22 protein-coding genes are annotated in these 20,790 nt (G+C 35.2%); 2 read left to right on the top strand and 20 right to left on the bottom strand.

Features of this window, described 5'->3' with window-relative positions; translation table 11 throughout:
- Positions 1–71: 71 nt before the first annotated feature.
- Genes asnS through DTUR_RS04715 form a run of 7 tightly spaced genes read right to left on the bottom strand, consistent with a single transcriptional unit; the run spans position 72 to position 7,038 of the window.
- The gene (gene asnS / locus DTUR_RS04745) at positions 72–1,373 is read right to left on the bottom strand and encodes an asparagine--tRNA ligase (RefSeq protein ID WP_012583296.1); all 1,302 of its coding nucleotides are present in this window, start codon (positions 1,371–1,373) and stop codon (positions 72–74) included.
- A 12-nt stretch (positions 1,374–1,385) separates the two neighbouring features.
- Complete coding sequence (locus tag DTUR_RS04740; RefSeq protein ID WP_012583295.1) at positions 1,386–2,666, bottom strand: amidohydrolase; 1,281 nt, start codon at positions 2,664–2,666, stop codon at positions 1,386–1,388.
- Positions 2,663–3,697: an S-methyl-5-thioribose-1-phosphate isomerase gene (gene mtnA, locus DTUR_RS04735; RefSeq protein WP_012583294.1), complete on the bottom strand. Its 1,035-nt coding sequence runs from the start codon at positions 3,695–3,697 to the stop codon at positions 2,663–2,665. Before mtnA ends, DTUR_RS04740 begins: the two co-directional genes overlap by 4 nt.
- A complete protein-coding gene (gene mtnP / locus DTUR_RS04730) occupies positions 3,694–4,485 on the bottom strand; it encodes an S-methyl-5'-thioadenosine phosphorylase (RefSeq protein ID WP_012583293.1) in 792 nt (263 codons plus the stop codon). The genes mtnA and mtnP overlap by 4 nt, the downstream gene beginning before the upstream one ends.
- A gap of 16 nt (positions 4,486–4,501) precedes the next feature.
- Entirely contained in the window at positions 4,502–5,254 is a 753-nt protein-coding gene (locus DTUR_RS04725) for a zinc dependent phospholipase C family protein (RefSeq protein ID WP_164931074.1), read from the bottom strand.
- Positions 5,255–5,288: 34 nt separating this feature from the next.
- On the bottom strand, positions 5,289–6,383 hold the full coding sequence (locus DTUR_RS04720; protein WP_012583291.1) for a glycosyltransferase family 4 protein: 1,095 nt from the start codon (positions 6,381–6,383) through the stop codon (positions 5,289–5,291).
- A gap of 7 nt (positions 6,384–6,390) precedes the next feature.
- Entirely contained in the window at positions 6,391–7,038 is a 648-nt protein-coding gene (locus tag DTUR_RS04715; RefSeq protein ID WP_012583290.1) for a cyclase family protein, read from the bottom strand.
- Positions 7,039–7,106: 68 nt separating this feature from the next.
- Here DTUR_RS04715 and DTUR_RS04710 point away from each other — a divergent pair, with 68 nt between their 5' ends.
- Together DTUR_RS04710 and pyrE are read left to right on the top strand one after the other, a co-directional pair.
- Positions 7,107–8,129, top strand: a complete 1,023-nt coding sequence (locus DTUR_RS04710) for a radical SAM protein (RefSeq protein WP_012583289.1) — start codon at positions 7,107–7,109, stop codon at positions 8,127–8,129.
- Between the two features lie 17 nt (positions 8,130–8,146).
- Positions 8,147–8,716 carry an orotate phosphoribosyltransferase gene (pyrE, locus tag DTUR_RS04705; protein ID WP_012583288.1) on the top strand — a complete coding sequence of 190 codons (570 nt, stop codon included), beginning with the start codon at positions 8,147–8,149 and terminating at the stop codon, positions 8,714–8,716.
- Positions 8,717–8,718: 2 nt separating this feature from the next.
- Here pyrE and lysS read toward each other — a convergent pair whose 3' ends face one another.
- From lysS to DTUR_RS04640, 13 genes are all read right to left on the bottom strand, one after another.
- The gene (gene lysS / locus DTUR_RS04700; protein ID WP_012583287.1) at positions 8,719–10,293 is read right to left on the bottom strand and encodes a lysine--tRNA ligase; all 1,575 of its coding nucleotides are present in this window, start codon (positions 10,291–10,293) and stop codon (positions 8,719–8,721) included.
- Positions 10,287–11,501: a methionine adenosyltransferase gene (locus DTUR_RS04695; protein ID WP_012583286.1), complete on the bottom strand. Its 1,215-nt coding sequence runs from the start codon at positions 11,499–11,501 to the stop codon at positions 10,287–10,289. Before DTUR_RS04695 ends, lysS begins: the two co-directional genes overlap by 7 nt.
- Before the next feature lie 162 nt (positions 11,502–11,663).
- Positions 11,664–13,220 (bottom strand): xylulokinase, encoded by a 1,557-nt coding sequence (xylB, locus tag DTUR_RS04690; protein ID WP_012583285.1) that lies wholly within the window; start codon positions 13,218–13,220, stop codon positions 11,664–11,666.
- A gap of 145 nt (positions 13,221–13,365) precedes the next feature.
- Positions 13,366–15,156, bottom strand: coding sequence for an NADH-quinone oxidoreductase subunit NuoF (gene nuoF, locus DTUR_RS04685; RefSeq protein WP_012583284.1), 1,791 nt, complete (start codon positions 15,154–15,156; stop codon positions 13,366–13,368).
- Positions 15,157–15,189: 33 nt separating this feature from the next.
- Positions 15,190–15,561, bottom strand: coding sequence for a (2Fe-2S) ferredoxin domain-containing protein (locus DTUR_RS04680; RefSeq protein WP_012583283.1), 372 nt, complete (start codon positions 15,559–15,561; stop codon positions 15,190–15,192).
- Positions 15,562–15,563: 2 nt separating this feature from the next.
- Positions 15,564–16,100 (bottom strand): ATP-binding protein, encoded by a 537-nt coding sequence (locus DTUR_RS04675; RefSeq protein ID WP_012583282.1) that lies wholly within the window; start codon positions 16,098–16,100, stop codon positions 15,564–15,566.
- Entirely contained in the window at positions 16,097–16,585 is a 489-nt protein-coding gene (nuoE, locus tag DTUR_RS04670) for an NADH-quinone oxidoreductase subunit NuoE (protein WP_012583281.1), read from the bottom strand. Before nuoE ends, DTUR_RS04675 begins: the two co-directional genes overlap by 4 nt.
- Positions 16,586–16,587: 2 nt before the next feature.
- On the bottom strand, positions 16,588–17,337 hold the full coding sequence (locus tag DTUR_RS04665) for a PHP domain-containing protein (RefSeq protein ID WP_012583280.1): 750 nt from the start codon (positions 17,335–17,337) through the stop codon (positions 16,588–16,590).
- Positions 17,334–17,726, bottom strand: coding sequence for a DRTGG domain-containing protein (locus DTUR_RS04660; RefSeq protein ID WP_012583279.1), 393 nt, complete (start codon positions 17,724–17,726; stop codon positions 17,334–17,336). The genes DTUR_RS04665 and DTUR_RS04660 overlap by 4 nt, the downstream gene beginning before the upstream one ends.
- On the bottom strand, positions 17,723–18,073 hold the full coding sequence (locus DTUR_RS04655; protein WP_012583278.1) for a hypothetical protein: 351 nt from the start codon (positions 18,071–18,073) through the stop codon (positions 17,723–17,725). Before DTUR_RS04655 ends, DTUR_RS04660 begins: the two co-directional genes overlap by 4 nt.
- Positions 18,060–19,391, bottom strand: a complete 1,332-nt coding sequence (locus DTUR_RS04650) for a [Fe-Fe] hydrogenase large subunit C-terminal domain-containing protein (RefSeq protein WP_012583277.1) — start codon at positions 19,389–19,391, stop codon at positions 18,060–18,062. The genes DTUR_RS04655 and DTUR_RS04650 overlap by 14 nt, the downstream gene beginning before the upstream one ends.
- Complete coding sequence (locus DTUR_RS04645) at positions 19,384–20,256, bottom strand: CBS domain-containing protein (protein ID WP_012583276.1); 873 nt, start codon at positions 20,254–20,256, stop codon at positions 19,384–19,386. The genes DTUR_RS04650 and DTUR_RS04645 overlap by 8 nt, the downstream gene beginning before the upstream one ends.
- On the bottom strand, positions 20,253–20,612 hold the full coding sequence (locus DTUR_RS04640; RefSeq protein WP_012583275.1) for a DRTGG domain-containing protein: 360 nt from the start codon (positions 20,610–20,612) through the stop codon (positions 20,253–20,255). Before DTUR_RS04640 ends, DTUR_RS04645 begins: the two co-directional genes overlap by 4 nt.
- Positions 20,613–20,790: the final 178 nt, after the last annotated feature.

Genomic DNA, 20,790 nt, shown 5'->3' with positions numbered 1-20,790 from the left:
CTCTCACAGAACATCCCTGTTCTTAGTAATTCAAGTATAACCACATTATGTAGTAATGTCAACTTAATTATCTATGGATAAATTCGATATATCATTCTTGGGAAAGGAATTGCCTCTCTTACATGTTTTAATCCACATATCCAAGCCACAGTTCTTTCAATCCCAAGCCCAAATCCCGAATGAGGAACACTTCCATATCTTCTCAAATCTAAATACCACTCAAAAACCTCTCTTGGTAAATTGTATTCTTCTAACTTTTTCTCTAAAAGTTTCAGATCATGTATCCTTTGGCTACCTCCAATTATTTCTCCATATCCTTCAGGAGCTAAAAGGTCATTATTCAGAACCTCATTGGGATTCTCTGGATCTGGTTGCATATAGAAAGGTTTTATTTTAGCAGGATAATGATGAATAAATACAGGCTTATCAAACTGATTTGATATTATGGTCTCTTCGTCACCTCCAAAATCATCTCCATATTCTATATCTTGTCCATTCCTCTTAAGAATCTCTATAGCTTCCCTATAAGTTATCCTTGGGAAAGGAGGCACAACCTTTTCAAGAGGTTTTGTATCTCTCTCTAAAATCTCTAATTCTCTTTTTCTCTTTTCCAAAACCCTCTGGACTATATAGCTTACTAATTCCTCTTGAAGTTTCATATTATCTTGCCAATCCCAAAAAGCCATCTCAGGTTCAACCATCCAAAACTCTGTCAAATGCCTTCTGGTTTTCGACTTCTCAGCTCTAAAAGCAGGACCAAAACAGTACACCTTCCCAAAAGCCATACAAGCTGCTTCCATATATAATTGTCCACTTTGAGAAAGATATGCCTTCCCAAGATCAAAATAATCTAGAGAAAAGAGAGTAGTTGTACCTTCACAGGAAGAAGGGGTAAGTATGGGAGCATCAATCAGAACAAATCCTTTCTCGTCCAAAAAATCTCTAATAGCTTTAACTACTTCACTTCTTATTCTTAAAATGGCATTTTGTTTACGAGATCTAATCCAAAGATGTCTCCTCTCAAGAAGGAAATCTACAGAGTGGTCCTTTTTCTGTATAGGATAATCTTCAGAATAAGAAACTATATTAACTCTTTTAAGTAGTAATTCGTATCCTCCCGGAGCTCTAGGCTCTCTCCTCAAATCTCCAACCACAATAAGTGAGGATTCAATAGGTATTTTCTCAAAACTATCCAACTCCTCTTCGGTGAAATTATCCAAAGTAGCTACTCCTTGAATATATCCTGTACCATCTCTTATTATAAGAAATACAATTTTGCCACTAGATCTTTTGTTAAAAAGCCAACCTCTTATCTCAACTTCTCCTTCTTGGATCCTTGGTATATCTTCGATATAAACCCAAGAAGCTGCCATAGCTTCATCCTCCTATCTTTTTTTAATTAAATCAAAGGCTCTTTTTTCAGCCTCAAACATGATCTTTTCCTCATCAAGAATCTTTAGCTCCCTCTTTTCCATCAAAACTTTTCCATCCACAATTACCGTATCCACATCTGAAGATAAAGCAGAATAAACCAGGTGAGAAATTAGATTATGCCTTGGATAAAAATGAGGTTTATTAATATTCACAAGAATCAAATCTGCCTTATATCCCTCCTTAATAATTCCAGAATTCTCAAAACCTAAAATCTCCATTCCATTTTTAGTAGCCATATTTAAGGCTTCTTTAGCAGGAATACAAACAGGATCCTTTTCTACTCCCTTATGTAACGTAGCTACTAACCTTATCTCTTCCCATAGATCCAAGTTATTATTACTTGCAGGCCCATCAGTACCAAGACCTATTTTTACCCTTTTTTCTACCATCTTTTTCACAGGAGCAACTCCCGATGCAAGTTTTAAATTACTTTGAGGATTATGAGCCACACCTACCCCTTTTTCAGAAAGTATCTCTATTTCTTCATCATCTACAAAGACACAATGGGCTGCAAGAACAGGAACATTAAAAAGTCCAATTCTATCCATAAGTCTTACTGGAGTCAGACCATAAATGTTTTTGATATTTTCTACCTCCAAGTATGTCTCTGAAAGATGAGTATGAATACTTAAATTCATCTCCACAGCTTTGTTTATGACCTTCTCTAAAAAAGAAGGTGGACAAGTATAAGGAGCATGAGGTGCAAGCATAACCTTAATTCTTCCATTTTCAGCATTGTGCCAATTTTGAGCAAAATTTACCCCTCTATTTAATATCTCATTCTCATTCCCAGAGACTCCTATCATACCCACTGACAAAGAAGCTTTTACACCACTTTCACTTACTGCTTTTGCCACTTCATCCATAAAGAAATACATATCAGCAAAAGCAATAGTTCCCCCTTTAATCATCTCACATATTCCTAAAAGACTTCCCCAATAAACATCCTCGGCCGTTAATTTCGCCTCTTGAGGCCAGATTTTTTCTTCAAGCCACTCCTTAAGGGGAAGATCGTCAGCAAATCCTCTAAAAAGAGTCATGGCAAGGTGAGTGTGAGTATTAACAAGTCCAGGCAAAGCTATTTTATTTTTTCCTTCAATCACGTAATCTATTTTCTCAAAATTTTTATCTTCTGAGATTTCTTTTATAATATCATTTTCAATAAGAATATTTTTATTATTAAGAATATCACCCTCTTGGAAAACACTAACATTCTCAATCAAGATTCTCATAATTTAAGTTCCTCCTTTAATTTCTGAATATTCTCCTTGAAGGGAGGATAAATCACACCTTTATCAGTAACAATGCCGGAAATTAGTTCTGCGGGAGTAACATCAAAGGCAGGATTTAAAGCCGAAATCCCTTCTGGGGTTATTCTTTTATTAACAAAGGAGAGTACTTCTTCTTGTTCTCTTTCTTCAATAGGTATTTCACTACCAGCTTCAAGATTAAAATCAAAGGTAGAAATAGGCGCAGCCACATAGAATGGAATATTGTGATATTTAGCAAGAATAGCGAAAGAATAAGTGCCTATCTTATTTGCCACATCGCCTCTTAAGGTAATCCTATCAGCACCTACAATTACCAAATCTACAATCTTTTTAGAAAAGACATATCCTACCATATTATCAGTTATCATGGTAGCTGGAATATTTTCCTTAGCAAGCTCCCAACCTGTAAGTCTTGCTCCCTGAAGAAGAGGTCTTGTCTCAGTGAAATACACATGAGATATCTTTCCTCTCTTCCATCCTTCCTTAATAATTCCAAGAGCAGTTCCAGGACCAATTGTTGCAAGACTCCCTGTATTACAATGGGTAAGAACCTTTACACCATCTGGTAGTATTTCAGCTCCAAAATTTGATATTGCTATGGATTTCTCTCTTTCTTCATTCTCTATTTTTTTAGCTTCTTCAAGAAGCAAAATTTTTAATTCCGATGGAGATAAGTTTTTATTAGAATTGACCACCTTTGCCATTCTTTCAATAGCAAAGAAAAGATTTACCGCAGTAGGTCTTGATACTGCAAACTCTCCTATAACTTCGTGAACATAGTCAGCAAGATTCGAACCCGTATACTTTATAGCAGCTAAAGTGATACCATAAGCAGCTGCAACTCCAATAGCTGGTGCCCCTCTAATCTTCATCTTTTTAATTGCATCTATTACCTGTTGATACTTGAAACAAAGAATATAATCTTCTTTCCAAGGAAGTTTTGTCTGATCTAAAATGTATAAGATATTATTCTTCCATTCAATTGGATTCATAACAATCCCTTCTCCCTATACTCCTTTAGTGCATTCTTACAAATACAATTTCTCTCCTTAGGAATCTTAGGGATCACTGCTGCAAATAATTTTCTTACTTTTTCAATATTTTGTGTCATAACCTCAAGAACCTCACTGTGAGTTAAAGGATTAGGAGATATACCGGCCGCATAATTAGTCACTAAGGATACAGATGCATAACAGATTTCAAGTTCTCTTGCAAGAATAACCTCGGGCACATTGGTCATACCCACCACGTCTCCGAAGAAAGAATACATTTTAATCTCTGCTGGAGTCTCAAAGCGAGGTCCCTCGGTACATACATAAGTCCCAAAGGGATGAGCCTTTATTCCTATTTCCTTAGATGTCTCATATAAAATATTTCTTAATTCAGGACAATAAGGATTAGTAAAATCTATATGAATTACTTTACCATCATCACCGTTATAAAAAGTATGATCTCTATTCTTAGTAAAGTCAATAAACTGATCAAGAATTACTAAATCACCTGGAACTAAATTAAGCTTTAAACTCCCCACAGCAGTAGTTGACAGTATTCTTTCCACCCCAAGGCTTTTTAAAGCCCACATATTCGCCTTATAGTTTATTCTATGAGGTGGAACTGTATGTCCTGCCCCATGTCTTGCAAGAAATCCTACTTCTTCTCCCTGATATATCCCTTTTAAAAGCTTTACCTCCCCATAGGGAGTAGAAACCTTAATCTCTTCAGGATTTTCCAAAAATTTTGGATCATAAACACCCGTTCCTCCAATTATTGCAATTCTCATAGGAAATTCCTCCCAACTACATTTTAAAATTGATCCTAAACAAAGAAAAAATATAGTCAATAAAATCATAAATTAGATCCATCAATGTGGTGCCCCTACTTCCTCTTGTAAGGATACTATAGAAGTAGGATGCAGTATCGTAGGTTGCCTTATTTATCTGTTTTTGGGTAACTTTGGAAACATCCTTAAACTGGTCTCCCTCTAAATAAGCTTTTTCTATAGCTTTATAAAAGCGATTCGCATTAAATATACTATCTAAAATATGCCTTGTAGGATACTTAATAAAGGTCAAATCAGAAGTAATTTTAGGATTTATCACCTCGGCATCTTTTTCGTACTTGCTATGAAACTGATCTTCCTTTTTACTTGAATCGGTATGAAGAGGCTGATTTAAATCAGCAATATAATGGGATAGAACTCCAAGCTGAAAAGCAATAAGTCTCCAAGGCTTCCTTTCCTGAATTAGACTAATAATCTCATAATACTTTTCTCTCACCTTTTCAGGACCTCTACCCTTATTCCCATGAACATGGAATATATGATTATCAAAATCTCTATATACTTTATCTGGAGCTACGCTACCCTCAAGAAGCTCATCTAAATATGGCACAAGTTTTCGTTGATATTCTTTTGGCAAAGAATAAAGAGCCTCCTTGACAATTTTTTGATGAGTCTTGGCAGACCATCCAAATATAGGATTTAAAAATAAAATAAAAATAATTAAAAAACTTAAAAAAACTGTCTTTCGGATTGTTAATTTCCCTCTCATAACATTAGTTATTTTATCATAAATTTTCAATTTTCTACCTTATTATCCCTTCTATATAGGATTTAAATTCCCTTTTAAAACGATCCTCAGAAAATCTTTTAGCATTCTCCATAATTTTATCCCTTTGAAAATTATCCCTCTCTTTTAAAAATCTCAAAACAGCCTTTTTTAGACTTTCTACATTTTGTTCCTCAAAGAGTATCCCTGTTTCTCCATCAATTACTGTCTCCTTAGCACCACCTCTATTATAGGCTATTACAGGAGTACCACATGCTTGAGCCTCCACAGATACGATACCAAAATCTTCCTCAGAGGCAAAGATTAAAGCTTGAGCCTTTGCAAGATACTCCTTTACCACATCATCCTCTTGCCAACCCAAAATTTTTATATTTTCCTTTGCCATCTTTTTAATCTTCCCCATTTCTTCCCCATCACCAATCACTACAAGAGGAAGATTTAGCTCGTTAAAAGTTTCTACCACTAAATCTACTTTTTTATATGGAACAAGACGAGAAAGCACCATAAAATAATCCTCTTTCTTATAAGAAGGAAGAAACCTTTCCACATCCACAGGAGGATATATTACTACAGAATCCCTTCTATATATTTTCCTTATTCTATTTGCTACGTTTTGAGAATTGGCAACAAAATAATCTACCCTATTAGCACTTGAAACATCCCATATTCTTAGATAATGAAGAATAGGCTTCACAAATATACCCTTAATACCATTTTCTAATTTATGTTCCTTTAAGTACGGAAAATATAGATCCCAAATATATCTCATGGGAGTATGACAATAACAAATGTGGATCTGATAAGATTTCGTTAATACTCCTTTTGCTACACAATGACTACTAGAGATAACAAGATCATATTTAGACAAATCAAATTGCTCAATAGCTAAGGGCATAAGAGGTAAATAGTAAGAATATTTTGTTTTTGCAAAAGGAAGTCCACTAATAAAGGAAGAATAAACCTTATTATTTATCCCTAATTTTCTGAGGGTATCCTTTAAATAAACAAGAGTATAAACATCAGCATCAGGAAAAAGCTCTAAAATTGCCTTTAATACCTTCTCAGCACCACCTATATTAACGATCCAATCATGGACAACTGCAACTCTCATAAGACATCTATTCCTCTATAGGAAATAAAATAGCCCTTACAGGAGAGCCCTCTCCACCCTTAATCTTTAAGGGAAGAGCCATCATGAAATACCTTCCCTCTTTTATTTCTAAAAGATTCAAACCTTCTATAATCCCTATTTCTTTACCTAAAAGTATCCTATGCACTTCTCTGCCCTCATCTCCTCTTGGACCTATAGATAAATAGTCTATTCCTATGGTCTTTACATTCTTGTCCGCAAGATATCTCGCAGCCTCAAGTGACAAACCAACATAATCATCGTGGAAAATGTTCTCTTTTAAAAGTAAAGAATTTTTTGTTTTAAAAAGAATAATGTCTCCCTCTTCAATAGGCAAAGTCTCAATATCTTGTAAGAGAATCTTATTAGGATTTTTTATTTCAAAGACCTTAGCAAAACCATAGAATCTGGATATATCAATATTTTCAAGAGTTTTGCCATGGTCAAGAAAATGGTAAGGCGTATCTATATGGGTTCCTGTGTGAGACCCTAAAGTTATCTTTGAAAGATTTGCATTCTTACCTTCCGATATTTTTGCTACCCATTCCCTTTGAAATTTAGGATCATTGGGCCAAAAAAGCATATCCTCATGAATTAAAAGACTCACATCTATGGGCTTATCCCAAAAAATTTTCATTTCAAAATCCTCCCTGCTAAGATATAGTCATACTATAATCATAGCAAAAATTATGGTATTATTAAAATATGCTTCTTCCTATAGATTCCTTAGGAATAATACTTACATATAAGTGCTCATCAAGATGTAGACATTGTTTATATGCTTCAGGTCCCGAGTGGACGGACTTTATAAGTAGAGAATACTTAGACTCGCTACTCAATGGAACTAAGAAAATATGGAAGGACTATACTCCTCCCCCCGATAAAAATATACTATTCCATGGTATTCATTTTGCAGGAGGAGAGCCCTTCTTAAATTTCCCTCTCCTACTTTATGCAGTAAAAAAAGCAAAAGAACTTGGTTTGTACATAGGTTATGTGGAAACCAATGCCAGCTGGTGTATAAACAAAGAAGATGTATATGAAAAATTCTCCCTTCTAAAATCATCAGGCCTTCCTAAAATATTTATAAGCTGTTCTCCCTTTCACGCAGAGAAAATTCCATTAAAGAGAACTCTTCTTGCTATAGAAACTGCCTTAGAAGTATTTGGACCCAAAAACGTTATTGTATACATGGAGCACTTTTTAGGAGAGATTGCAAAAATTGATATTGAAAACTCTATACCATTAGAAAAATGGATAGAAATTTATGGGGAGAAAATGGCTGGGTATATCTTTTGGGAAGGTTATGCGTTAATTCCAGGAGGAAGATCAGGCTTCTACTTAGGACATTTATTTAAAAAATATTCGGCAGAAGTTTTTAGGGAAGAAAATTGCAGATTTGAAATCTTAGAATCTCAACATGCTCATTTTGATCTCTATGGAAACTATATTCCATATTTTTGTGGAGGATTATCTTTAGGCAAAATAGAAGACCTAGAAGAATTCTATGAAAACTTTGACTTGGAAAAACTTCCTTTTGTAAAAATCTTAGTAGAAGAAGGTCCCTATGGACTTATGAAATATGCAGAAAAATTTGGATTTAAAAAATCACAAGAGGGATATGTAGGCAAATGTCACTTATGTGTAGATGTAAGAAGATATATAAATGAAATCTTCCCCTTCTCTCAAGAGCTAAATCCAAAGAATTTTTATAAATATCTTATTTAGGGAGGGAATGAACTTTTATGAATTGGCTTGAGATATTTAAAGAAAAAGGAGCATTTTTAGAGGGGCATTTTTTACTCTCCTCAGGACTTCACAGTCCAAACTATCTTCAGTGTGCTCTTATTCTTCAATATCCTGACCTTTCTGAAAAAATTGCCAAAGAAATTGCTGAAAAAATTCCAAAGGACTTACAGATAGATGTAGTAGTAGGACCTGCTCTTGGAGGAATAATTGTTGCTTATGAACTTGCAAGAGCATTAAAAGTGAGAGGAATTTTTGCAGAAAGAGAAGAGGGAAAAATGAAATTAAGAAGAGGTTTTAATATAAATCCTGGTGAAAAGGTTCTTATATGTGAGGATGTAGTAACTACAGGAGGATCTGCGTTAGAGGTGGCAGAGTTGGTAAAGGAGTATGGAGGAGAAGTGGTAGCTTTTGCCTGTATTGTGGATAGAAGTGGCGGAAAAAAAATCTTTGATGAACCTTTATACTCTTTGATCCAATTGAAACTTGATACTTATAAACCCGAGGAATGTCCCTTGTGTAAAGAGGGGGTACCCCTTGTAAAGCCAGGAAGCAGGAACCTAAAATGAATTTATAAAGTTCCTGCTTCCTCAAGCCTTTTAACCACAAAGTCCTTTGGTAAGGAAACCAAGAAATGTCCTGCCCTTGGTCCTGAAGTTTGGTTTAAAAAAGCCAAATATATTAATTGGAAAGCTCTTTTTCCTTCTATATTATGTTCTTGAGCTAAGGTATATATGAAATTTTGAAGTTCTTCTCCTTGCCAATCTTTTTCTTTTATTTTTTGAGCTAAGTCTCTTAAAAACCCTTTCTCCTTAGGAGAAAAACTTTTTACAATCTCTGGAATTTCTTCTTGAAGCTTAAACTTTACTTGAGATGGTGCAAATTTTTCAAGCCAATTTTTAACATATTCTACCCTTTTTAATATCTCATCAAATTTTTCAAGTTCTTTTTCATACCCACTCCTTATAAGCATTTCTTTTAGGAGCTCTTTATTTCCTAAGGAAATTTGCGTTAGTGTGATAATATGCCTTAGAGGTACTTGAGGACCAGGTTCCTTTGGTACCCCTTTAACTTGAGAAAGCTCATAAACTCTTGCAAGCTCAGCCCATTCCTCCTCAGTACCTTCTAATCTATAATATATTCTTTCTAATCTTTCATAATCCTCTGCCAAGAGAATATATCCATTTACTGGATCAAAATCTATATGTTTATCGGGTTTGTATCTCAATATGAGATATCTTACCCATGAAGGGGGAAGAATCTCTAATATTTCATTAATAGGTATGGCAATACCTTTTGAACTTGACATTGCACCTTTTCCTTTTAAATATATCCATTCATATATAAAAGGATATGGTGGCTCATACCCAAATATTTCTTTTGTAATTACTTTGCCAGTATCGTAAGAACCCCCTGTAGTAGCATGATCTTTACCAAAAGGTTCAACAGTAACTCCAAATATCTTCCATCTTCCAGGCCAGTCTAATCTCCAAGGGAGTTTTGCTTCTCCTTTACTATAGTCTGCAATTCCCGTATGTCCACATTTACATTGATATTCTACCTGATGCTTTTTTACGTCAAAGGAGACTATACTTGTAGTGGTCAATCTTCCGCACTTTTCGCACTTAGGAAGAAGGGGAACAAAGTTTTTCTCCAGATTTCTTCCTGCAATTTCATTGAGGATTTGAGTTATCTTCTCGTTATTCTGTAAAGTTAAATCAATGATCTCTGTATAAAGTCCGTTTTTATAGCTTTCATGAGCCTTTATAACTTTGGGCTCTATTCCTAAAATTTTGATTGCTTCCAAGAAGGGCTCTAAAAAGTGTTCAGCATAGTTTTCATGACATCCCTCGGGATCTGGTATTTCAGAGATGGGCTTTCCCACATGTTCAGCATAAGAATCAGGAAGAAAAGGATATACTTTTCTTAAAGGATCAAAAGTATCAGCAATATAAATAAATTCTACTTCTGAGCCTTTATCTTGCAAGGCTCTATAAAGAGCATCACCAGTAAGGATCTCCCTCAGGTTCCCAAGATGAATGGGACCTGAGGGAGTAATCCCTGTAGCTACCACGTTTTTTTTGCCTTTAAGACGGATTATCTCTTCTGCGGCTAAATCAGCCCAATGAGGAACCTTCTCTACCATACAGAATACTTCCCTTCGGCAAGCTCGTTACAGAATTTCTCAATATTAGCCAACTCTTGATCAATTATATCTTCTACTGGTTTTGCCACATCATATATTGAAGTTCCATTTTCTAAGATTAATTGAGCTGTAGCAATTTTAGGTTGATCAATGGGTTTTCCAATTTGGCTACATAGCCACACATAGACCTCTTTAATACCTGGTACCTTTTGATAGATCTCATTGGCAATCTTATGAGTAAGAATGTTATAGATCTTTCCAACATGGCTTACAGGGTTCTTTCCAGCTGCAGCTTCTGTCCCCATTGGACGATTTAATGCAATAACACCATTTACCCTATTTCCTCTTCCTACCTGTCCTGAATCTGCATCTTCCGCTGAAGTTCCAAGCACACTTACATAAATACCGTCCATGCCTCTTTCTGGATCATCCAAGGTATTGATATCAATAGTGATATTTTCAAAATTCTGAGCTTTCTCACTTACAAAATCTTCCACAATACTCTTGATAACTTCTTTCTTTTCAAAATAATCTTTAACGCTAGTTACATATCTATCGATAAGGGGCATTGCTATAGTCAATTGCAAATTCTTCTTTTGTCTAAATGCCATTATTTTAATATCTTCTCCTACCTCTGGATGAATAGCCTTAAACTCTTTTGAGTTTAAATATCTTTCAAGTTCTAATACGATCTTTTCTGTAGAAGTTAAAGGCGCATATCCCACAGCTGCTGAGGTATCATTGGCAGGAAGCAATCCCTTTCTTCTTCTGAAAATATCTGTAAGTTCTGGAGAACCTGGATAAAGTTCTACCTGAAATTTTACATGTTTATCTGGATCGACAAATCTCAGGTTTTTTCTAAACCATTCCTTTGCTGTTTCAATAGCTATCTCCTCTACAGGTATCCTTATACCATCCACTTCAAAGGTTGCTCTGTCTCCTATGACAAGAAGCATCGGCTTTTTAACTTCGCCGCCTACTCCAAGTTTTCTTTCCACCTCTCCAGCTACAAGCAAACTCTTATCAATATTATGATGTAAAATATTTCCTACACGCTTTATATACTCCTGTGATAAATTTACAGATATCTGGTCCATAATAGCATCACAAATGGAGTCAGGATGTCCTATTCCTTTTCTTTCTACAAGTTCCACACCATGTTCTTCTACTGGCAAAGAATTTAGCTTCTCTACTACAATGTTTCTCATCTCTCCTATCCTCCTTCTTTTTTTTAATAAACAAGCAAAAAAATAATATCATAAGCTAATAAAGATTACAATAAATTAAGGAAAATTTTCAATAAAAAAAGGGAGAAGAATTTTATCTTCTCCCTTTTTTTAAAATAAATTTTAAATCAAAAATTTCCTTTTTTACTTTTTATTGGAATAATATTTATCAATGAAGTTAGAAAGCTTCCTATAATACTCTTTTAATAGTGGATAAAGTTCCCTATATAATCCATACATTTCCTCATACATCTTTGCCCTTTCTGAATTAGGCTCTTCTAAGCTCATCACTTTAACAACTCTATCACAAGCCTCTTCTACACTCTTATAGACACCCACACCAACACCTGCAAGAAGTGCTGCTCCATACGCAGCGCCTTCTGTTACATTTATAGTAGTTATAGGAGTATTAAATACATCTGCAAGAATTTGTCTCCACAATTTGCTTCTTGCACCACCTGCAATGGCTCTTATTTCCTTCATTTCTATCCCAAGATTCTTCATAAGTTCTAAGGAATCTCTAAGTCCAAAGGCTACTCCCTCAAGAACCGATCTCACAAAATAAGGCTTTTTATGTCTCAAACTGATCCCAGCAAATACACCTTTCGCGAGGGGATCTGCATGGGGAGTCCTTTCACCTGTAAGATATGGCAGAAAAATTAGACCCTCAGAGCCAGGAGGCACATTTTCTGCCTCCATAGTTAAAAATTCGTATGGATCTCTACCAGTCCACTTAGAGAGTTCTATTTCTACATCTCCAAAAGAATCTCTAAACCATCTGAAGGATCCACCTGCAGAAAGCATTACTCCCATAGTATGCCATTTACCAGGTACTGCATGACAGAAAGTGTGAAGTCTTCCCTCAGGATCCCCCTCAGGAGTATCCAAGTGAGCAAATATAACCCCTGAAGTTCCTAAGCTTACAAAAAGAATTCCACTTTTGACAATACCACTTCCTACTGCTTGAGAAGCATTATCACCACCACCGCCCACTACAGGAATCCCAGAAGGAAGACCTAATTCCTCAGCTACGCTGGGAAGTAAAGTACCAGTAATTTCTGGTGATTCATATACTTTTGGCATCCACTCTTCTGGAATTTCCAATAAATTTAACATCTCCTTTGACCATTTTCTGTTCTTTACATCAAAAAGCAAAGTTCCCGAGGAGTCAGAAACGTCAGAGGCATATTCTCCTGTTAATCTAAATCTTATATAATCCTTGGGAAGTAGTACTTTATGTACTTTAGAGTAATTTTCTGGCTCATTCTCTCTAAGCCATAATATTTTTGGTGCTGTAAATCCAGTAAGAGCAAGATTTAAAGTAAAGTCTAAAAGCCTCTTTACTCCCCCAACCCTCTCTACAATTTCATCGCATTGCTTAGCAGTCCTTTGATCATTCCACAATATTGCTCTCCTTATTACATTTCCTTTCTCATCCAAAAATACCGAACCATGCATCTGACCAGATAAGCCTATGCCTTTGATTAACTTAGGCGATACTCCTGTCTTATCTATTACGCTAACCACAGCCTCTTTTGTTGCCTTCCACCAATCTTCTGGCTCTTGTTCTGACCAGGATGGAAAAGGAGTATAAAGGGGATATTCTACAGTAGAACTTCCAATTACTCTACCATCATCATCAATAAGTAAAGCTTTAGTACCAGATGTACCAATATCAATTCCTAAAAGCAAATTATTCACCCCACTTCTCAATATGATTTTTTATTAGTTTATAAAAACGTTTTTCTATTTGTCAATATATTAAATTTTTAAAAATAGCTACGCAAAAGTTAGAGATTAGAGAAGATTAAAAAAGTAGGGGGAAAAAATAATCCCCCCCCCTTTTTTACTCCTTCTTAATAGCACTAAATGGACACACTTGGAAACAGATTCCGCACTTTGTACATTTAGATTGATCTATTACATAAGTTCCATCTTCATCTTTATAAATTGCTCCTACAGGACAGTTTCTAAAACATATGGAACATTTTCTGCATTCTTCTCTTATCACCTCATAATGGATTAATGCGGTACATACCTTAGCAGGACATTTTTTATCTCTAATATGGGCTAAATATTCATCTCTGAAATATTTAAGAGTAGTAAGTACAGGGTTCGGAGCCCCCTTACCAAGACCACATAGAGAAGTATTTCTTACCGTATAAGCAAGCTCCTCTAACTCTACTAAGTCTTCCTCTGTACCTTCACCTTTAGTAATCTTGTCAAGAATATCTAACATTCTCTTTGTACCCACCCTACAAGGTACACATTTTCCACAGGACTCATCCTGAGTGAAAGAAAGGAAGAACTTAGCTACATCCACCATACAATTATCTTCATCCATCACAATGAGACCACCAGAACCCATTATGGCTCCAAGAGCAGTTATAGATTCGTAGTCTATTGGAGTATCAAGATATTCTGCCGGAATACAGCCTCCCGCAGGACCTCCTATCTGCACCGCTTTAAATTTCTTACCCCCAGGAATTCCTCCACCAATATCATATACTACTTCCCTTAAGGTAATACCCATGGGAACCTCAATAAGACCAGTCATATTTATCTTTCCTGCAAGAGCAAAAACCTTTGTGCCTTTGCTTTTTTCTGTTCCAAAACTACTAAACCACTCTGCTCCGTTCAAAATTATTGGAGGGATATTTGCCCAAGTTTCCACGTTGTTAATAACAGTAGGCTTACCCCAAAGACCTGAATTAACAGGGAAAGGAGGTCTTGGTCTCGGCATTCCCCTCTTACCTTCAATAGAGGCAATTAAAGCTGTCTCTTCACCACATACAAAAGCCCCTGCTCCTATTCTTATTTCAATATCAAAAGAAAAATCAGTTCCAAGAATATTCTCTCCTAAAATTCCGTAATTCCTTGCTTGTTCCAGTGCTACTGTAAGCCTTTTGATAGCAAGAGGATACTCTGCTCTTATATAAACAAATCCCTTTTTAGCACCAATCGCGTATCCCCCAATTAACATTCCCTCAATTACCGAATGAGGATCTCCTTCCATAATACTTCTGTCCATGAAAGCTCCAGGGTCACCCTCATCGGCATTACAAACAATATATTTCTCTTCTCCCTTTGCTTTTCTTCCAAGCTCCCACTTTAAGCCTGTTGGAAACCCTGCTCCACCTCTACCTCTAAGGCCTGACTTCTTCACCTCTTCTATTACCTCTTCGGGCTTCATCTCTGTAAGAACCTTTGCAAGGGCAGAATAGCCATCTCTAGCTATATACTCTTCAATATTTAACGGATCAATAAAGCCCACATTTCTCAATGCTATTCTTACCTGATTTTTAAAGAAAGGTAATTCATTAATAGTAGGAATTGTTTTCTTTAATTCTGGCTCCTTAACAAGAAGTCTTTCTACTACTCTACCTTTAAGGAGATGCTCATGAACAATATCTTTGGCATCTTGAGGCTTTAATCTTATGTAAAAAGTACCTTCAGGATAAATAGCCATCACAGGACCTAAATCGCAGGTCCCAAAACAGCCCGTTTCAATTATCTTTACCTCATCGTAAATTCCCGCCTCTTTAAGCTCCCTTTCAAGGGCAGACTTAAAACTTTCCTCTCCTGCAGAAATACATGCTGCTCCTGCACATATTAAAATGTGCGCTCTCTCTGGCATCTTTAAACCTCCTTATCCTATGATGTGTTAATCTTATTCTGTAGAAAGTACGTCTTCAGTAACAATTTGTCCGTTAACAATATGCTGAGCAATAATCTTTCTTGCCTTTTCTGGGGTGACATGCTTATATAAAACCTTAGAGCTTCCTACTTTTTCTACTGATATTAAAGGCTCGTATTCGCAAAGACCAATACACCCAGCTTGGGTCACTACTACATTCTTTAAATTTCTCTTTTCTATTTCATCTAGGATTGCAAGTAAAGTTTCTCTTGCACCTGCAGCAATTCCACATGTCCCCATATGTACCACTATTTTGTCTTTACCCTCAGCACTCCTTGCCTCAAGGTCTGCCTGAGCTTTCTCTTTAATTTTTTTGAGGTCCTCAATAGTAAGTTTTTTACTCATTTTTACCAACCTCCCAAATTTTCATAAATATATTTTTTTAAAAAGGAGATAACTTCTAAACTATTTAAGGGAATACCATTTAATTCCCTTTTCAAATCTTCGGTAGAAAATTCAAAAATGTCTCCGTTCTTTTCAAATTTAAAGTTTAAATTTAAATCAGGGTTTGCTACTATAAGAGACAAAATGGTGCCTGAAATATCCCCCAAAGGAGGAAGATCAATGCAATCATAAGGAACTTCTGCAATAATTTCCGTTCCTTTCCCTATTTCTGATCTAACATTTAGATTTCCATTGCAACTTCTTACTAATTCCCAGAATAAAGGAATCCCTAAACCCACCTTTCTGGTTTTTCTTGTAGTAAAAAAGGGATTCTTTAATTCCTCCAAAACCTCAGGAGGAATTCCTTTTCCATCATCCTTTATCTTTAAAAACAATTTTTTATTTTCCAAATCCTTCTTCATCTCAATATAAATATTTCTAGCTCCAGCCTCTATAGAATTTTGCACCAAATCCAACAAATGAAGAGACAATTCTTTCATTGATGTTCTTTTCTGAAGTTCTCTATCAATTTTTTCAATTTATCAGGAGTAAGCTTTCCATATACTTCTTCGTCAATCATAAGAGCAGGAGCCATACTACAAGCACCAATACACCTTACAAGATCCAAAGAGAAATAACCATCTTCAGTTACTTTACCCTCTTTGAGTCCTATCTGCTCTAAAGCTGTTAATAGATCTGCTGCTCCTTTAACATAACAGGCAGTACCCATACAGAGTCTAATCACATGTTTACCTTGAGGCTCCAACCTAAAGAAGGAATAAAAAGTCACTACTCCATAGATCTCACTTAACGGGATCTTTAGTTTTTCAGATACCATCTCTAAAGCTTCTTTAGGAAGATAACCAAACTTTTCTTGAATTGCATGCAATATCATAATAAGTGAACCTTTAGTAGAGGAAAATTGATCTAAGATTTTTTCCAATTCTCTCTGGGCATAATCTGAAAACTTTAGCTCTACTGCCATAACTATACCTCCATTTCTTCTATTTTTATAATTTTATTTTTTAAGCTAAAGAAGACATCTTCAATTGTTAAACCCTCTACACCTATGAAAGTTCTTGGTTTTTTAATATCATCTAAATAGTGAGCATCAGAAGAAATTATAAAGTTATTTTTTTTTGATATTAAACCATAATTATCCCTCAAAAATTTCTCAATTTTTACTTCCTTCGATAATTCAAGTAAATCATAGTCTAAATTTTCTGGTATAAATCCCAAGTTAGAAAGCACACTGAAATTAGGTTTATCAATATGAGCAAGAATTATAAATCCATCAAACTTTCTTATTAACTTCGTCACTCCTTCTAAGGATAAATTTGTTGAGGTTAACAATAACCTTTCTTCAATTCTTTCTACCTCATCTTTTTCATTAACCACTACTTGAACTCCAAAAAGATTCTCATCATTCTTTTTATCAGGTAAATGATTCCAAATTTCTTTTTGAAACTCATACGCTGAACTGTAATTTTTAAACAATCCTAGTACATGAACTTCTTCTCTTGTTTGAATTTCCATTCCAGGAATAACTAAAATATCCATTTTCTCTCCCCAATAGGAAACTGCAGGGAAATTTTCTACCATGTGGTGATCAGTTATCCCTATTATTCCTAATCCAATTTCTTTTGCTTTTTCAACTATCTTTTTAGGGCTCATATTCCAGTCTCCACAAGGAGAAAGTATGGTATGAATATGAAGATCTACTCCAATCCAAGTCAAATATTTTTGTACTCCTCCTTTACCTTTTTCTTCATAACTGCAGATTCAATACCATGAGAATACAAAATCCCGCTTACTTCAAAAACTATTTTTTCAGTACTTACTAAAATTATCCCTTTCTCTTTCGCAAGATCAATAACATCTTTTGGCACTACTTTTCCTCTGCATACTATTATCATAGGAATGTCTAATATCTCAGCAGTTCTTACAATTTGTGAATTTGTAATACCAGTAATAAGTACCACATCTCTCTCTTCAGAAGTAACCATTGCAAGTACATCGCTCATAAGATCAGCAGCAAAAGCCCTTTTGATACCAATTTCATCAAGCTTTTCTTCACCTACTAAAGCTTTACCTTCAATCAATTCAACCAGTCTCCTACCTTTCATTGTATTCTCTTTACTCCTTTTATTCCAAGCTCATATAACTTCCCTACAATGTTAAAAGCGGTATCTTCAGTACGAGCAAGAATAATATTTTCTTCTTTTGCCTTTTTTATAGTTTCCTCATCAGGTTTTTGACCAGAAACAAATATGATTGCTTTTATTCCTGCAAGGGTTGCAACAGCAATAGTATTTACATGTGTTTGTATAGTCACCCATACAGAATTCTCAGGAGCATTTGCCATTACAAAGGAAAGTAAATCACATACTATACCATTTTCTACCTCCCAATCTTCATCATAGGGAAAGATTAGCTCAAGCCCAAGTTTATTTATCAATTCACTGATCTTCATTCTCCTCTTCCCTCCGCTTTAAAATAACTGAAGAAGATCTCCTTGATAATTCTTCCATTTCCTTAGCCATCTCCCATAATTTCTCTTTTAAAAGAAAGATACAATCATATACCTGAGCATTACCTCTTACAATATCTTCTGCTAAAGATGCACAAGTGGGTGCCCCACAAGACCCACAATCAAGCCCAGGCAAAATCTGAAGGATTTTTTTCATCTCATCCATTTTCTTTAGAGCTTTATTAATATCTTCATCTAATTTCCATATAGGTCTTGGAGAAATAGGAGACATCCTTACTATTTTGGAAATATGTACTTCAGCAATATCTTTTAACAGATTCGTATTTTCAATTTTTTCTTTGTCTAAATTTTTATAAATAGAGTGCATTCTCTTCTTTGCCAGGTAATAATTTTCAGGATTTAAAACTCCTCCTACACATCCTTCTTCACAGGCTCTAAGTTCCAAAAACTTTATCTCTTGAATTTTATTTCTCTCCAAATCCTCCAATACCTTTACAACCTTCTCTATACCACCTACACTTATTGCTTCTTCTTCATTAAAAATCTGAGATTCTCCCCCTAAAGTTCCACAAAGAATACCCTTAGGATAAAACAATTTTAATATTTCTGATTTATTTTCTTGAAGTTCCTTTTTGACTCTCAAATAAATGTTATCTATGCCTATTACAAAATCTACTCCCTCTTCTTTATTTTCCTTTAAATAACTTGCAAGAGCAGGACAGGGAGTAATGTAAACCAAATTTAATTTCTCATTAGAATAATTTTTGCTCCAATACTCTCTTATAATTTGCCCCATAATCTCAATGGGAGACTTAAAAGGAGATAAATTAGGAATAAGAGTAGGAAAACGTACCTGAATCAGCTCAATTATTGCAGGACAATATGTGGAAATAAGAGGCAGATTATGGGAAGAATTAACATAATCTAATAAAGCATTTTCAAGGAGATAGATAGCATAAGTGGTATCCCATACTTCTTTTGCATTAGTAACTTTTCTGACAGCTTCCTGTATATCGCCAACAGAATATTTTGTGGAAAATTGAGAATAGAATTCAGGAGAGATAATAACTACTATATTATCAAGATAGGCAATACTATCAAGGGTATGAGTAAAACCAAAAGGAGCATGATATGGACAAACTCTAATACATTCTCCACAATCTATACAACGATAAGGAATTATCAAAGACTTACCATTTCTTACTCTCATTGCCTCTGTAGGACAATGCCTTATGCAGTGGATACATCCCCTACATCTTTGAAGATTTATAGCAACGGAATGAATATACTTTTCAGACATTCCTTTCCCTCTTTAAATAAATTCTTGAATGAACTGTGGTTCCTCTTCCCACTATAGAATCAATATGAAGCTCATCAGAGGAATTCTTTATATTAGGAAGTCCCATCCCTGCTCCAAATCCCATCTCCCTTATGTTGTCGGGAGCAGTAGAATAACCAGGTTGCATAGCCAATTCTATGTCAGGTATTCCTGGTCCTTCATCCTCAGCTACAATATCAATATACTCAGGGGTCACTTTTACCCTTAAAACTCCTCTATAAGCATGTATCACAATATTCATTTCTGCCTCGTAGGTTACTACCGCAACTTTTCTTATAATATCAGGACCTATTCCAAGCTGTTGAAGCACTTTTTTCACATTACTAGATGCCACTCCTGCTAAGGCAAAATCTCCACCCATTACTGGATATTCAAGAATAAGAACCGCTTCTTCTTTCTTTTCCTCCTTTATTCCCTCAATATCTTCAACATCTACAAGATTTAATACTATATCCTTTGTGCTCAATATTCCAAGAACCTTGCCTTTTTCGTCTACTACAGGAAATCTTCCAAATCTAAACCGCCTAAACTTTATTAACGCCTCATAAAGGTTATCGTCAGGCTTTAAACACTTAGGATCTCTCACCATATATTTCTCACAAGGAACATTTATATCACCTTTTGCGAGGGCATTAATTACATTTTCTACAGTCACAAGACCAATAAGATTTTCTAAATCATCAACAATAGGAATAGCATCAATTCTCTTAATTCTCATTATTTCTTGAATAGAACGCATATCCTGGTAAGGCCTAAGCCTTACAATGTCTGTATTCATAATATCTTTAACCTTTATCTTCTCAAGATATTCTTTGGGAATTTTCAAGAATCAACATCTACCTTCTTTCCTTTAAATCCAGCGGTGTACAATAATCCACAAGCCTCATACATAGGGTACTTGGTTGAGAGAAGAGGTAAATTAGACTTACGAGCAAGGTCAATAACATCCTTAGGAGGAATCTTTCCTCTTACAAATACTACACCCACCAGATCCAACATTTCTGCAGTTCTTACTACCTGTATAGTTATAAGTCCAGTCAAAAGTAATGCGCCCTCTTCTAACAAACATAGTGCATCACTCATGAGATCTGTAGCTCCAACAATAGAAATTTCTCTATTCAAATTTTCCTCTCCACACAAAACCTGAGCCTTTAAAATTTCTCTGACCTTTCCTAAAGTCATACTCTCTTCCTACATCTTTTTATTTTCACATTTAATTTAAGCACAATAACAATATTATTGTCAATAAAACTTAAATGTGTTATAATTTTAAATTTTTATTAATTATACCTATGTGGGTAAACATTAATTGTTAAATTTTTCTCAATTTCTTGCAATTATATAATACCTTTATAAAATT

The sequence above is a fragment of the Dictyoglomus turgidum DSM 6724 genome (assembly GCF_000021645.1).
GTDB classification, from domain to species: domain Bacteria; phylum Dictyoglomota; class Dictyoglomia; order Dictyoglomales; family Dictyoglomaceae; genus Dictyoglomus; species Dictyoglomus turgidum.
The sequence above is the reverse complement of the archived record's forward strand: the minus strand, read 5'-3'. Positions and strand labels throughout refer to the sequence as shown.